Annotated in this window: 9 protein-coding genes; 6 read left to right on the top strand and 3 right to left on the bottom strand. The window is 68.3% G+C overall.

What is annotated here, in order from left to right; translation table 11 throughout:
- Positions 1-41: 41 nt before the first annotated feature.
- Positions 42-1667: a hypothetical protein gene (locus VFK57_04055; GenBank protein ID HET7694857.1), complete on the top strand. Its 1626-nt coding sequence runs from the start codon at positions 42-44 to the stop codon at positions 1665-1667.
- A gap of 11 nt (positions 1668-1678) precedes the next feature.
- A complete protein-coding gene (gene dut / locus VFK57_04050; GenBank protein HET7694856.1) occupies positions 1679-2116 on the top strand; it encodes a dUTP diphosphatase in 438 nt (145 codons plus the stop codon).
- A 5-nt stretch (positions 2117-2121) separates the two neighbouring features.
- Here the strand turns inward: dut and VFK57_04045 are convergent, their stop codons facing one another.
- Both VFK57_04045 and VFK57_04040 read right to left on the bottom strand, forming a co-directional pair.
- On the bottom strand, positions 2122-5226 hold the full coding sequence (locus VFK57_04045; GenBank protein ID HET7694855.1) for an efflux RND transporter permease subunit: 3105 nt from the start codon (positions 5224-5226) through the stop codon (positions 2122-2124).
- Positions 5223-6413 carry an efflux RND transporter periplasmic adaptor subunit gene (locus VFK57_04040; GenBank protein HET7694854.1) on the bottom strand — a complete coding sequence of 397 codons (1191 nt, stop codon included), beginning with the start codon at positions 6411-6413 and terminating at the stop codon, positions 5223-5225. Before VFK57_04040 ends, VFK57_04045 begins: the two co-directional genes overlap by 4 nt.
- Before the next feature lie 659 nt (positions 6414-7072).
- Here VFK57_04040 and VFK57_04035 point away from each other — a divergent pair.
- The 4 genes from VFK57_04035 (at position 7073) to VFK57_04020 (ending at position 13666) form a co-directional block, all read left to right on the top strand.
- Positions 7073-7474 (top strand): GxxExxY protein, encoded by a 402-nt coding sequence (locus tag VFK57_04035; GenBank protein ID HET7694853.1) that lies wholly within the window; start codon positions 7073-7075, stop codon positions 7472-7474.
- 127 nt (positions 7475-7601) lie between these two features.
- Positions 7602-8759, top strand: coding sequence for a P1 family peptidase (locus VFK57_04030; protein ID HET7694852.1), 1158 nt, complete (start codon positions 7602-7604; stop codon positions 8757-8759).
- 66 nt (positions 8760-8825) lie between these two features.
- Positions 8826-11900, top strand: coding sequence for a prolyl oligopeptidase family serine peptidase (locus tag VFK57_04025; protein HET7694851.1), 3075 nt, complete (start codon positions 8826-8828; stop codon positions 11898-11900).
- Positions 11897-13666, top strand: a complete 1770-nt coding sequence (locus tag VFK57_04020; protein ID HET7694850.1) for a hypothetical protein — start codon at positions 11897-11899, stop codon at positions 13664-13666. Before VFK57_04025 ends, VFK57_04020 begins: the two co-directional genes overlap by 4 nt.
- 12 nt (positions 13667-13678) lie before the next feature.
- Here the strand turns inward: VFK57_04020 and VFK57_04015 are convergent, their stop codons facing one another.
- The gene (locus VFK57_04015) at positions 13679-14311 is read right to left on the bottom strand and encodes a nucleoside monophosphate kinase (GenBank protein HET7694849.1); all 633 of its coding nucleotides are present in this window, start codon (positions 14309-14311) and stop codon (positions 13679-13681) included.
- Between the last annotated feature and the right edge of the window lie 13 nt (positions 14312-14324).

The raw sequence follows: 14324 nt of genomic DNA, 5'->3' as shown, positions 1-14324 counted from the left end.
TCCCGGACCAGCGGAAGGCCTGCGTATAATCGGCCTCCGGGATGCTCCGCTCGCGCCGCTCCGCGGCATTCGTCCTCTGTCTGCTACTCGCCGTGGCGCACACCTGGCCGATGGCGCTGGCGCCCGGCCGGCATTCCCTGAACCACAATGCCGACGCGGAGCTGAACGCCTGGATCATGGCGTGGGTCGCGCACCAGCTGCCGCGCGATCCCGCGAACCTCTTCGAAGCGAACATCTTCTATCCGGCGCACGACGCGCTCGCCTTTTCCGAGCCGTTGATCGCGCCGGCGCTGATGGGAGCGCCGCTGGCGTGGACGGGCGCGTCGCCGGTCCTGGTCCACAACCTCATCCTGATCCTCGGCTTCGCCCTCACCGCCTTCGCCGCCTGCGTGACCGTCGAGGCATGGACCGGCAGCATGGCGGCGGGCCTGCTCGCCGGATCGGCGTTCGCGTTCAACACGCACACGCTCACGCGGCTGGCGCACATCCAGGGCATTCACATCTACGGTCTGCCGCTGGCGCTGCTGGCGATGGATCGCGCGATCGCGGGCGGTTCATACCGCGCTGCGCTGGGGCTGGCCGCGGCGATGACGCTGATGGCCTACACCTCGGGCTACCTGGTGGTCTTCGCCTGCGTGGCGCTCGGCGTTGCGCTCTCGGTTCGCGCCGCCGAATGGCTGCCGCGGGCGCGGGCGGTCCTGCCCGCCCTCGCCGCCGGAGCGGTCGTCACCGCGATTGCCGTCCTCCCGATCTACCTGCCCTATCGCCGCGCCGCCCGCGAGCAGCACATGGTGCGCTCGCTCGATCTCATTCACGAATATTCCGCCACGCCGCTCGGCTACCTCGCCAGCGCGGGGCGCATCCACTTCTCCACCTGGAGCCAGCGCTTCTTCCAGAACGACGTCGACAGCTTCTTCCCCGGCGTGACGCTCGTCGTGCTGGCGATCATCGGGGTGATTGCGGCGTTCACGCGCCCGCCTTCGCCGCGTCGGGGCCTCGGCGCGGCGCTTCGCGCCCGCATCCTGATGCTGATGGCGATCGGCGCGGCCGGCGTGGTGCTCTCGCTCGGCACCGCCACGCCGCTCTACGGCTGGCTGTTCCACGTCTTCCCGCCGATGCAGGGCCTGCGGGCCGCGGCACGATTCGGCAACCTCTTCCTGCTCGCGATGGCGATGCTTGGCGGGATCGGGCTCGCGTTGTGGAAACCACGGACGTGGATCGCGGTGGTCGCGGTCCTCCTGGTCAACGCCGAGGCGATGCGGGCGCCGTTCACCTACACGCCGTTCAAGGGCATCCCCGGCATCTACAAGCTGCTCGCCGACGAACCCGGACGCGTGGTCCTCGCCGAACAGCCGTTCTTCCCGCGCTGGGCGATCTTCCAGAACTCCCACTACGTGCTCGCATCGACGGCGCACTGGCGGCCGCTGATGAACGGGTACAGCGGCTACACGCCGGACACCTACCAGCAGTACGCGGACGCGTTCTGGTACTTTCCGCAGGACTGGGCGATCGACGCGATGAAGAAGGCGGGGGTGACGCACGTGGTCGTCCACCTCGAGGCGTTCCACCGCGATCACATGGCAGTGCTGCCGGTGCTCGAGAAGCGCCCGGATTTCGAGCTGATGGCGATCCACCCCGGCGGCATCCGGCTCTATCGACTGCGATAGAGTGGCGGCTGATGATTCCCGTCAGCATCCGCCGTCTCGATCCGTCCGTTCCGCTTCCCGGATACCAGTCGCCCGGCGCCGCCGGCTTCGACCTCGCGGCAAGCCGCGACGTCGACGTCCCGCCGAATGCCATCGCGCTGATTCCCACCGGCCTCGTGATCCGCGCCCCGGCCGGGCACTTCCTCGGCATCTTCGCGCGCAGCAGCACGCCGCTGAAGCGCGGCCTCCTCGTCGCCAACGGCGTCGGCGTCGTCGACGAGGATTATTGCGGGCCGGCCGACGAAGTGAAGATCCAGGTGCTGAACTTCACGCGCGAAACGGTGCGGGTGAGCAAAGGGGATCGCATCGCCCAGGGGCTGTTCATCCCGGTGATGCGCGCGCAGTGGAACGAGAGCGAGTCGGACCTGCGCGAGGGATCGCGCGGCGGATTCGGCGCGACCGGCGGATAGCGGCTCTACTTCGCCGCGGCGCCGGCGCCTTCCAGCACCGGCTGCTTCGCGGTCCTGCGGCGCGTCAGCCACTCCTGGATCTTCTCCATGTAGATGTAGAAGACCGGCGTGATGTAGAGCGTCAGGGTCTGCGAGACGAGCAGGCCGCCGACCACGGCGAGGCCCAGCGGACGGCGCGATTCGCCGCCGGCCCCCCAGCCGAGCGCGATCGGCAGCGTGCCGAGCAGCGCCGCCATCGTCGTCATCATGATCGGGCGGAAGCGCACCAGGCAGGCTTCGTAGATCGCGTCCGCCGCGGAGATCTCCTTCTCCTTGCGCGACTCGATCGCGAAGTCGATCATCATGATGCCGTTCTTCTTGACCAGACCGACCAGCATGATGACGCCGACGAAGGCGTAGATGTCGAGGTCCGCCTTGAACAGCAGCAGCGTCAGCAGCGCGCCGAAGCCGGCCGCCGGCAGACCCGAGAGAATCGTGAGCGGATGGATGAAGCTCTCGTACAGGATCCCCAGCACGACGTAGATGACGAAGATCGCCAGCGCGAGAATCCAGCCGAGGCCGCGCATCGATTCCTCGAACGCCTGCGCGGTGCCCTGCGGCGTCGCGGTGACGCTGGCCGGCAGCGTCTCGCGCGCCATCTGCTGCACGCGCCCCAGCGCGTCGCCGAGCGCGACGCCCGGCTGCAGGTTGAACGACAGCGTGACCGACGGCAACTGGCCGATGTGGTTGATCGATTGCGGACCGACGGTCTGGCGCGTGGTGACGACCGCCGACAGCGGAATCAACCGCCCGCCGGCGCCCTGGACGTAGAGCATCGAGAGCGCCGCCGGATCCTGCTGGAACTCGGGGGACACCTGCATCAATACCTGATACTCGTCGTCGGGCGCGTAGATCTGTGAAATCTGCCGCGAGCTGTACGCCGACGACAGCGCCGATTGCACCTGATCGACCGTCAGCCCGAGCGCCGCGATCTGCTCGCGATCGAGATCGACGCTCAACTGGGGCGTGCGCAGCTGCAGGTCCGAGGTGACGTCCTGCAGGCCGGCGATCTCGCGCAGGTTCGCCTCGAACTCCGGCGCCACGCGATACAGCTCCTCGGTGTCGGGATTCTGCAGCGCGATTTGATACGCGCCGCCGCCGCCGCGTCCTCCCCCCGGACCGCCGCCGATACGGATCGCCGGCGGATTGGTGAGCGTGACGCGGACGCCGGGGACGCGGTTCAGCTTCGGACGCAGCTCCTCGATGATCTGGTCCGCCGTCCTGTCGCGCTCCTGCCGCGGCTTGAGGTCGACGTTCATGCGGCCGCCGCCCGAGTCGGCGGTGAACGCCGCCACATTCGGGTCGCTCTTCAGGATGTCCATCAGCTGGCCCATGCGGACCACCGTGGACTCGTAGCCGACGCCCTGGGCGAACTCGACGCTGCCGTTGATCTGGCCGGTGTCGACGCTGGGGATGAAGCCCTTCGGCACGACGTCGAACAGGTAGACGGTGCCGAGCACCAGCAGGCCCGAGACGAACATCGTCGCGCTCCTGAAGCGGATGGTCTGCCGCAACGACCAGGCGTAGCTCCTCAGCGACGCGTCGAAGATCCGCTCGATCGCGTTGTACATCCGCCCGTGATGCCCGGCGTGGAGCGGCTTCAGGAAGCGGCTGCACAGCATCGGCGTCAGCGTCAGCGAGACCAGGCCGGAGATCAGAATCGCGACGCCGATGGTGACCGCGAATTCCTCCATCAGCCGGCCGACGATGCCGCCCATGAAGAGGATCGGAATGAACACGGCGGCGAGCGACACCGTCATCGACACGATCGTGAAGGCGATCTCCTTCGACCCGTCGAGCGCCGCCTGCATCCGGGTCTTCCCCATCTCCATGTGCCGGACGATGTTCTCCAGCATGACGATGGCGTCGTCGACGACGAACCCGACCGACAGCGTCAGCGCCATCAGCGTCAGGTTGTTGAGGCTGTAGTCGAGCGACCACATGACCGCGAAGGTGCCGATGATCGAGAACGGCAGCGCGAGGCTGGGGATGATCGTCGCCGACACATTCCGCAGGAACAGGAAGATGACCAGGACGACGAGAAACACGGTGAGCCCGAGCGTGAGCTTCACGTCGTGGACCGACTCGCGGATCGAGAGCGAGCGGTCGCTGCGGATGAAGAGCTGAACCGATCCGGGCAGCTGCGCCTGCAGCTCGGGCAGCAGTGCCTTGACACGGTCGACGACTTCGACCGTGTTGGTGCCGGGCTGACGCTGGATTCCGAGGTAGAGCGCCGGCTTGCCGTTGTACCAGCTCGCGTTCCGCGGGTTCTCGACCCCGTCGTAGACGCGCGCCACTTCCTCGAGCCGCACCGGGTTGCCGTTGCGGTAGGCGACGACGATCGGCCGGTACTGGTCCGCCGACAGCAGCTGCCCGGTCGACTGCACGACGTAGTTGCGGTTGGGGCCGTAGAGGGTGCCGGTCGGCCGGTTGACGTTCGAGCCGTTCACCGCGCGCGACACCTCGTCGATGCCGATCTGCCGCGCCGCCAGCTGCGTCGGATCGAGATCGATCCGCACCGCGTACTTCTGGGCGCCGAAGACGTTGACCTGCGCCACGCCGCTCACCATCGACAGCCGCTGCGCCAGGACCGTTTCGGCGTAGCGGTTGACCTGCGCCAGTGGCAGCGTCTCCGACGCCAGCGTCAGGAACAGCACCGGAAAGTCGGTCGGGTTGCTCTTGTTGTACGACGGCGGCGACGGCATGCCTTCCGGCAGGTTGCGCGACGATCTCGAGATCGCCGTCTGCACGTCCTGCGCGGCGGCGTCGATGTCGCGGTCCAGATCGAACGTCAGCGAGATGTTGGTGTTGCCCTGGCTGCTCCGCGAGCTGATGGCGGTAATGCCGGAAATGGTCGCGAACTGTTTCTCGAGCGGGGTCGCGATCGACGAGGCCATCGTGCTCGGGTTGGCGCCCGGCAGGTTCGCGTTCACGTTGATGACGGGAAAGTCGACGGTCGGAAGGTCCGCGACCGGCAGCCGCACGTAGCCCATCACGCCGAAAATGAGAATCGTCAGGACGAGCAGCGTAGTCGCGACGGGCCGCTTGATGAAGGCTTCGGCGATGTTCATTGTGAGTCCCCGCCCCGTCTCTGTCCCGGGCCCTGCCCGCGGCGGCCGCCGCGCGCGCGATCCGGAACCCCCTCCTCGGGATTCGGGCCGCCGCCGCGCTGCGCGATCGAGACCTGCGCTCCGGGCGTCAGCCGCAACTGGCCGTCCGTGACGACTTCCTCGCCGGCGGCAAGGCCGCGGGCGATGATCATCTCCTCGCCGAACTGGCGGGCGACCGCGACCGGCCGCACTTCCGCGGTCCGATCCGGCTTGATGACGTAGACGAACTGCCCCGATGCGGACGGCTGGACCGCCGCGGCGGGAACGACGATGACGTTGTCTTCGGCGGTGAGGCTGAGCGTGACCTGCACGAACAGGCCCGGCCACAACCCCTGGTCGCGGTTGTCGAACGTCGCCTTCATCTTGATCGTCCCCGTCGCGGCGTCGACCGTGTTGTCGATGAAGGTGACGCGGCCCTGCTCCACCAGACCGGGCTTGACCGGCATGGTGGCGCCCTGGCCCGGCGCGACCTCCTGGCCGAACGGCGCCGGCGTCGGCGGCGGCGGCGCCTGGGCGCCGGGCGCGAGCGGCGCCTGGCCCCGCGCTTCGACCGCGAGCGGCTTCTGCGCCTGGAAACGGCGGATCTCGCCGAGATAGCGGCCGGGCACCGAGAACGACACGTAGATCGGCGATACCTGGTTGATCACGACGAGCGGGGTCGTGTCGTTGGCGCGGACGAGATCACCGACGTGAATGCCGAGCGCGCCGGTGCGACCGGACATCGGCGCGGCGATCCGCGTGTAGTTCAGGTTCAGTTTGGCGTTGTCGACGGCGGCGCGATCCGCTTCGAGCGTCGCCTGCAGGGCGGCGGCGCTCGCCGTCTGTGTTTCGTACTGGTCGCGCGGAATCAATCCGCGCTTGAACAGATCCTCGTAGCGCTCCTTCTGCTGCGCCGCATTCCTCGCCGTCGCGCTGTCCCGCGCGAGCACCGCTTCGGCCTGCTGCAGCGCGGTCTCGAACGGCCGGGGATCGATGGTGAAGAGGAGCTGCCCTTTCCTGACGTCCTGCCCCTCGGAGAAGTGCACCGCGCTGAGCTGCCCGGTGACCTGCGCCCGCACCTGGACGGTTGTCACCGGCTCCACGGTGCCCACCGCCGGAATGTTGACGGGAACCGATTTCGCCTGCGCCTTTACGGTGACGACGGGCACCGGCCCGCCCCCGCCCCTCCGGCCCCCGGCGCGGCCGCCCGCCGGCGGCGCTCCACCCCCCGGCGCCTGGGCCGCCGCGGGGCTGCCTCCGGTGTCGGCCTTCTCGCCCGAACAGGCCAGGAAGGAGAGACAAAGTAGCGAAAAGACGAGAGTTTTCGGCAATTGGCGTGGCATTCGATCTGACAGAGAAATGGTTGTGTACCTGAACGACTGTACCGCGAAAAACGTTTACCGGAAGGAACTTCCGGCCGCGCCAGCCCGTCAGAACGCGCCATATGCGTCAGGTGCGGCAAGACTTGCGGTTCGGGGGCCGGACACTCGCCAACACCCCCGGCTTCATCTACGCCGGTCAACTGCTCGTCGGCGTCGATCTCACTCTGGTGCAGTACGACCTGTCCTCTTAATCGAAGCTTCGAAGGAGGCGAAGGAGGCGAAGGAGCTCGAAGGAACGGCGGCTTCGTCGTCGAAGGTTCGAAGGTCGAAGGGCGAAGAATCGAAGGGCGAAGCGTCGAAGGGGAACGGTCGACGGGCGAAGGGGGCGAAGGAGCTTTCTGCGATCTGGACGCTGTCGCGGTATCGCAGTAATTTGAATTCCCTGTAGCCGTCTTGCGAAAACAGGCGCAATTCCGCAGGCATCTGATCTTGCATCGTCGATCGGCATGCTGATCGATGATGGAACCGGCGGGTTATCGGAAAAGGTCATCGGCGTGGGAATCGGGGTGCACCGGAAATTCGGTTGCGGTCTCCTCGAGAACGCCTATCACCTGCCGATGTTGTGGGCGCTCGAGAAGGAAGGGCTCAAGGTTGATTTCGAACGGCCGCTGAACGTCGAGTACGAAGGCAAGGTCGTTCCCCGCGCCTACATCATCGACCTGGTCGTGGAGGACAAACTGCTGATCGAGATCAAGTCGGTCGCGAGCCTGGAGCCGATTCATTTCGCTCAGGTAAGAACCTACCTGAGTCTCTCCGGAATCATGGTTGGGCTACTGATGAACTTCAACGCCGCCGTCCTCCGACACGGAATCAAGCGCATCTTCCATCCCGATTTCCCGAGGAAGTAACCCGAACCTTCGACTCCTTCGCCCTTCGACCTTCGATTCCTTCGAACGCCGGCGGGAGGCTCCTTCGGCTCCTTCGCCGTCCTTCGACTCCTTCGATTAAGCGGGACAGCAGTAGAATGCAGCCCCAATGCGCTGGCTTTCCATCATGGTGGCAGTCGGCATGTTCGCCGTGTTTCAGCAACCAGACAGGCCGCGCGCCCGTGACCTCGGCATCGCCCCCGGCTCCCTCTCGCCGGGGCCGCTCAACGCGATCACCGACGTCGAGGGCGTCCGCGTCGGCCACGTCACGATCGTTCAGGGTGAATCGGTCCGCACCGGCGTCACCGCGATCCTGCCGCACGGCGGCAACCTCTTTCAGGACAAGGTCGCCGGCGCGGTGTTCGTCGGCAACGCGTTCGGCAAGCTCGCCGGGTCGACGCAGGTGCAGGAGCTGGGCACCATCGAATCGCCGATCGTGCTCACCAACACGCTGTCGGTCGGAACCGCCGTCGATGCCGTCGTGCGCTGGACGACGAGCCAGTCCGGCAACGAGAACGTGCGATCGGTCAACGCGCTGGTCGGCGAAACCAACGACGGCGGCCTGAACGACATTCGCGGCCAGCACGTGACCCGCGAGCACGTCACGGCGGCGGTCGCGAATGCGAAGGGGGGCGCCGTCGACGAGGGGGCCGTGGGCGCCGGCGCCGGCACGATTGCGTTCGGCTGGAAGGGCGGCATCGGCACGTCGTCGCGCGTGGTGCCGCAGGGGAGCGGCGCCGGCGGAAGCTGGACCGTCGGCGTGCTGGTGCAGAGCAACTACGGCGGCAAGCTGGTCATCGATGGGGTGCCGGTGTGGAAGGAACTCACGCCGCGCGCGGAACGGCCGGGCCGATCGCCCGATCACCCGATCGCCCGATCGCCCGATGCCGACGGCTCGTGCATGATCGTCGTCGCCACGGATGCGCCGCTCGACGCGCGGAACCTGCAGCGGCTGGCGGCGCGCGCGATTTTCGCGATGGCGCGGACCGGTTCCACCTACTCGAATGGCAGCGGCGACTTCGCCATCGCGTTCTCGACCCACCCGTCGCAGCGCGTCGCCGGCGGGACGGCGCCGCAGAGCCGGACCGTCCTGCCAACCGATGCGGTGTCGGGGCTGTTCGAGGCAGTTCTCGACGCGACGGAAGAGGCGCTCGACAACTCGCTGCTGAAGGCCACCGACGTCACCGGCGGAGGCCGCACCGTTCGCGCCATTCCCATCGACGCACTGCGCGCGCTGCTGAAGAAATACGGCCGCGGCGCACCCTGACCCGGCGCGCCCTGGCGTAAAATGACCGCGCTTCGTCGCTTCCGGGCTTGTCTTCAGGAGGTTCTCATGCGTCTGCGGCTGCATGGCCGGACGGCTCTCACGCTTGCGGGCGCGCTGCTCGCGCTGCAATGGTCGCTCACCGCACAACCCCTCGACCGGCTCGGCGCTGCGCCGAGCGTCGAGGGGCAGCCGCCGGCCTCGGCCAAGCGTCCCCTCACCTACGACGTGGTGGATTCCTGGAAATCGATCCAGGGCACGCGGCTGTCGGACGACGGGCAGTGGCTCGCGTATGCGACCACCGCGCCTGGCGACGACGGCGAGCTGATCGTGCGGAACCTCCGCAGCGGCCAGGAGTTCCGGCACGCGCGCGGCACGTCGCCGGCGTTCACGCCGGATGCGAAATTCGTGGTCTTCACGATCGCGCAGCCGCGCGCCGACGAGGAGCGCGAGGCCGCGGCGGCCGCCGCGGAGACGCCTGGCGGTGAAGGCCAGAGCGGACGCGCCTCTTCTCCAGGCGCAGGGCAGGCGGGGCGGGGCAACGGGCGCGCCCGCGAGCCGCGCACCGGGATGGGCATCCTCACGCTGGCGGACGGACAGGTCAAGACGTTCGAGAAGGTCGGCAGCTTCAGCCTGCCCGAGAAATCGTCGACGTGGGTGGCGTATCACAAAGGGCTCGGTGGTAACGGCGGCGGCGGACGCGGCGCCGGACGCGGCGGCGCGGCGGGACGCGGAGGTGCGGGAGGCGCGCCGGGTGCGCGGGGCGCGGGAGCTGCGCAGGGCGCGGCGGGCGCGCCAGGCGCGAAGCGGAAAGATCCGGGCGCCGATCTGATCATCCGTAGTCTGACCACCGGCGACGAAGTGACGATCGCCGAGGTGAGCGAGTACGAGTGGAACCGCAACGGCGACTGGATCGCGTATGCGGTGTCGTCCAGCGACGCGGCGAAGGACGGCGCGTTCGCGCGCCGCACCGCCGATGGCACGCTGCGCACGCTGCTCACCGGGCGCGGTCACTACAAGAGCCTCGTCTTCGACGAAGCCGGGACGCAGCTCGCGTTCCTCAGCGATCAGGCCGACTACGCGCAGAAGGTCTCGCCGTATCGCCTCTACTACTGGAAGGTTCCGGCGTCGGCGGGCGCCGGGCAGGGAGCCGGCGCCTCCGCCGCGGAACTCGTGTCCGCGTCCACCGCGGGCATGTTGAAAGGGATGGTCGTCAGCGAGTTCGCCGCGCCGCGGTTCTCGAAGGACGGGGCGCGGCTGTATCTCGGCACCGGCGATCCGCCGCCGGCACCGCGCGATCCGAACGAGAAGACGCCGGAGCCGGTGAAGGTCGACATCTGGAGCCACAAGGATCCGTGGACCCAGCCGATGCAGCGCATCCGGGAACAGCAGGAGCGCGAGCGCGCCTATCGCGCGGTCGTCCATCTCGCCGACAAGCGATTCGTCCAGCTTGCCACCAACGAGCTGCCGAACGTCAGCGTCGGCGACGATCCGGCGCAGCTCCTCGGCACGTCGGACCTGCCGTACCGGCAGGAGATGTCGTGGGATCAGTCCTACAGCGACATCTACCTGCTCGACGTGAAGACCGGCCGGCCGAAGAAGGTGCTGGAGCACTGGGGCAACGCCGCGACGCTGTCGCCGGCGGGCAAGTACGTGCTGCACTTCGACGAGAAGACCGGCCACTGGCTGACCTACCGCGCCGCCGACGGCGCGCGCGTCAACCTCACCGAGAAGATCCAGGCCAGGTTCCAGCAGGAGAACAACACCCCCGACCTGCCCGGCGCCTATGGCACCGGCGGCTGGACGGCGGACGACAAGTCGGTCCTTCTCTACGACAAGTACGACATCTGGGAAGTGAAGCCGGACGGGTCCGGCGCGCGGCTGGTCACCGGCGGCGAAGGACGCAGGCAGGAGCTGGTCTTCCGCTATCGCCCGCTCGACCCCGAGGAGCAGGCGGTGCCGGCGAACAAGCCGCTGCTGCTGTCCACGGTCAACGAGCGTACCCGCGCCTCCGGCTATTACCGCATCAGCAGCCTGACGACGACCGCGGCGCCGGAGAAAGTCGTGATGCTCGACAAGTCGTTCGGCCCGCTGGCCAAGGCCGCCAAGGCCGACACCGTCGCCTTCACGCTGTCGCGCACCGAGGAGTTCCCCGATCTGTGGGTCAGCGACACCACGTTCAAGGACATGAAGAAGGTGTCGGACGTCAACCCGCAGCAGGCGAACTACATCATGGGGCGCTCGGAGCTGATCGAGTACGTCAACGCCGACGGCAAGCAGCTGCGCGCGATCCTGACCAGGCCGGAGAACTTCGATCCGGCGAAGAAGTACCCGCTGATGGTCTACATCTACGAAGAGCTGACCCAGGGGCTGCACAGCTACTCCGCGCCGAACGTCGGCACCAGCATCAACATTCCGCGCTACGTCAGCAACGGCTACGTCGTCCTGCGGCCCGACATCGTCTACGAGACCGGGTATCCGGGGCAGAGCGCCGAGAAGTGCGTCATTCCGGCGGTCAACACCGTGCTGGCGATGGGGTTCATCGATCCGAAGCGCGTCGGCATTCAGGGGCACTCGTGGGGCGGCTACCAGATCACCTATCTGGTGACGAAGACGAACCTGTTCGCCGCGGTGGAAGCGGGCGCATCGGTCTCCAACATGATCAGCGCCTACGGCGGCATCCGCTGGGGCACCGGGATGTCGCGCGCGTTCCAGTACGAGAAGACGCAGTCGCGCATCGGCGCGCCGCCGTGGGATGCGCCGCTGCAGTTCATCGAGAACTCTCCCATCTTCTGGGTCAAGAAAGTGCAGACGCCGTACCTCACGATTCACAACGACGAAGACGACGCGGTGCCGTGGGAGCAGGGGATCGAGTGGATCAGCGCGATGCGGCGGCTCGGAAAGGAGGCCTACATGTTCACCTTCAACGGTGAGCGGCACGGCCTCCGCGACCGCAGCAACATGAAGTACTGGACCGTGCACATGGACGAGTTCTTCGATCACTACCTGCTCGGCAAGCCGCGTCCCGACTGGATGGATCGCGGCGTGCCGTATCAGGAGCGCGGCAGGCGCGACGTCGCGCCGCTCTTCAAGAAGAAGCCGGCCTCCACGTCGACTTCGCAGCCGCAGGGCGGGATGCGGTGAGCCGGCGGGATGACGTCCGCCGGCCGCGCGGAGGCGGTCGGGCGCTGCGAATCGCCCGCTCGCTGATCGCCGGCGCGGTCGTCGCCCTGCTGCCCGCGAACGCCGCGGCGCAGGCGGCGGGCACCGCGAAGCTCGACTTCCGTGCGCTCGGCGAGGACGGCGTCCCGGTCGTTGACCTCAAGCCCGACGAGATCTCGCTGAAGGTGAACGGCAAGGCGCGGACCGTGCAGTCGCTGAGCCTGTTTCGGGCGAGCGGCGAGACCAGGGGCGGCGGCGCGCTGCCGCCGGCCTATGCCACCAACGCCGTCGGCGTGAACGGCCGCACCATCCACATCCTCATCGACGACGATTCGATCTCCCCCGGGCGCGAAGCGCAGGTGCGCGAGGCGGTGCGGCTGATCGCGTCGGAGATGGGGCCGGCGGATCGCATCGGCGTCCTCACGCCGCAGGGACAGCTGAACATGCGTCCCGGCGCGGATCCGATGAAGGTGCGGCTCGCGGTCGACGCCTTGACCGGCCGCGCGCCCACCGGCGAGACCGAGAGCGACGCCCAGTGCCGGACGACGCGCGTGCTCGCGGCGCTCGGATCGATGCTCGCGATCACCGGCGGCACGCCGACGACCATCGTGATCTTCTCGGGCGGCATGAGCCCGCCGAAGGTGAAGCAGATCGCCATCGGATCGCTGAACAGCGCGGCGGCGACCAACGACGTCTGCCCGATCCTGCCTGACGACTTCCAGAACATCGGCAATCTCGCCGGATCCGCCCGCGCCGATCTCTACTTGTTCCACATCACCGAAGGGATGGTGAATCGTTCGTCGACGCAGGACGCCGGATTCGAGAGCCTCGCCGGCGTCACCGGCGCCGAGTTCACGCGCCTCACCGGCAGCGTGCAGCCGTCGATCGCGCGGCTGCTTCGGGAGACGAGCGCCTACTATGTCGCCGGGTTCGAGCCGGACGCGTCCGACCGCAGCGGTCAGCCGATGCGCGTCGAGATGCGCGCCACCCGCGACAAGGTGAGGCTGCGGGCGCGGCCCTCGATCCAGATCCCCAAGGGCGCGTCGAAGGCCCCGGCGCCGAAAGACATGCTGCGCTCCGGCGCGTCGCACTACGACCTGCCGCTGCGCGCCGCCGCCTACGCCTCGCGCAATCCGGCGGGCGACGACGTCATGGTGGTGGCGCTGTTCGAAGCCATCGAGGCGGACGCCGGCCTCGCCGCGGCGAGCGTCGGACTCTTCGACGAGAAGGGGACCCTGAAGAAACAGTGGTCGGCGGAGAAGAACGACCTCGCCAAGCGCCCGGTGCTCGCGGCGCTCACGGCTCCGGCCGGCACCTATCGGATGCGGGTCGCCGCCGTCGACGGCGCCGGCCGGGGCGGCACCGCCGACTACGAACTGAAGGCGGAGGTCCCCCGCGCCGATCCGCTGAAACTGAGTGCGCTCGTGCTCGGGACGCAGCAGCAGGGCGGCGGGTTCGCACCGCGCCTCGATTTCGCCAGCGAAGCCATCGCCATCGGCATGATCGAGATCTACGGCGTGCCGAAGGGCGGCAGCGTCACGGTCGATCTCGACGTCGCGCAGACCGCGGAGGGCAACGCGCTCGCCGTCGCCCAGACCACCGTCAGCCCGGGGCGCGCCGAAGACATGCGGATCGCGTTCGGCGGCTTCGCCATCGCCACACTGCCGCCCGGAGACTACCTGATGCGCGCGGTAGTCAGCCTGGACGGCAAGCCGGTCGGCAAGGTCGTCCGGACGCTGCGAAAGTAAGGCCCGCGGCCGTCAGCGGCAGCGATCGATATGGGCGCACAGATCGCGGGTGACGCGATCGGGCAGCTGCAGGCCGTCGATGGTCGCGAACGTCGGGCGCCCGCGGTAGTACTCGATCAATGGTCCTGCCAGTGACGCGTACGTGGCCAGCCGGCGGCGTACGGTCTCCGGATGGTCGTCCGGACGGCGGCTGAGATTCCCGCCGCAGTACGGACACGCTTCGCGGTCCGGATCGGCGTCGGGCGACACCGATTGCGTCAACGCGCACGCGTCGCAGACGCGCCGCGACGCCAGGCGCCGTACGATCTCCTCGTCGTCGGCGACCAGGTGCGCGACGATCAGGGCGGCCGGATCGACCATCGTGTCGAGGACGGCGGCCTGGGCCACCGTGCGGGGATAGCCGTCGAGAATGCAGCCGCCGCGCGCATCCGGCGCGGCGAGCCGCTCGCGGACGATGCCGGTGATCAGGTCGTCGCCGACCAGTTGCCCGGCGGCCATGACGGTGGCGACTGCGCGGCCGATGGGCGTCCCGGCCTTCACCGCCGCGCGCAGCGCGTCGCCGGTCGAAACGTGCGGCAGAGCGTATCGTTCAGCGACGCGGACCGCCTGCGTCCCCTTCCCGGAGCCCGGCGGCCCCATCAGCATCACGATCACCGAA

The sequence above is a fragment of the Vicinamibacterales bacterium genome (assembly GCA_035699745.1).
Lineage (GTDB): Bacteria > Acidobacteriota > Vicinamibacteria > Vicinamibacterales > 2-12-FULL-66-21 > JAICSD01.
The sequence above is the reverse complement of the archived record's forward strand: the minus strand, read 5'-3'. Positions and strand labels throughout refer to the sequence as shown.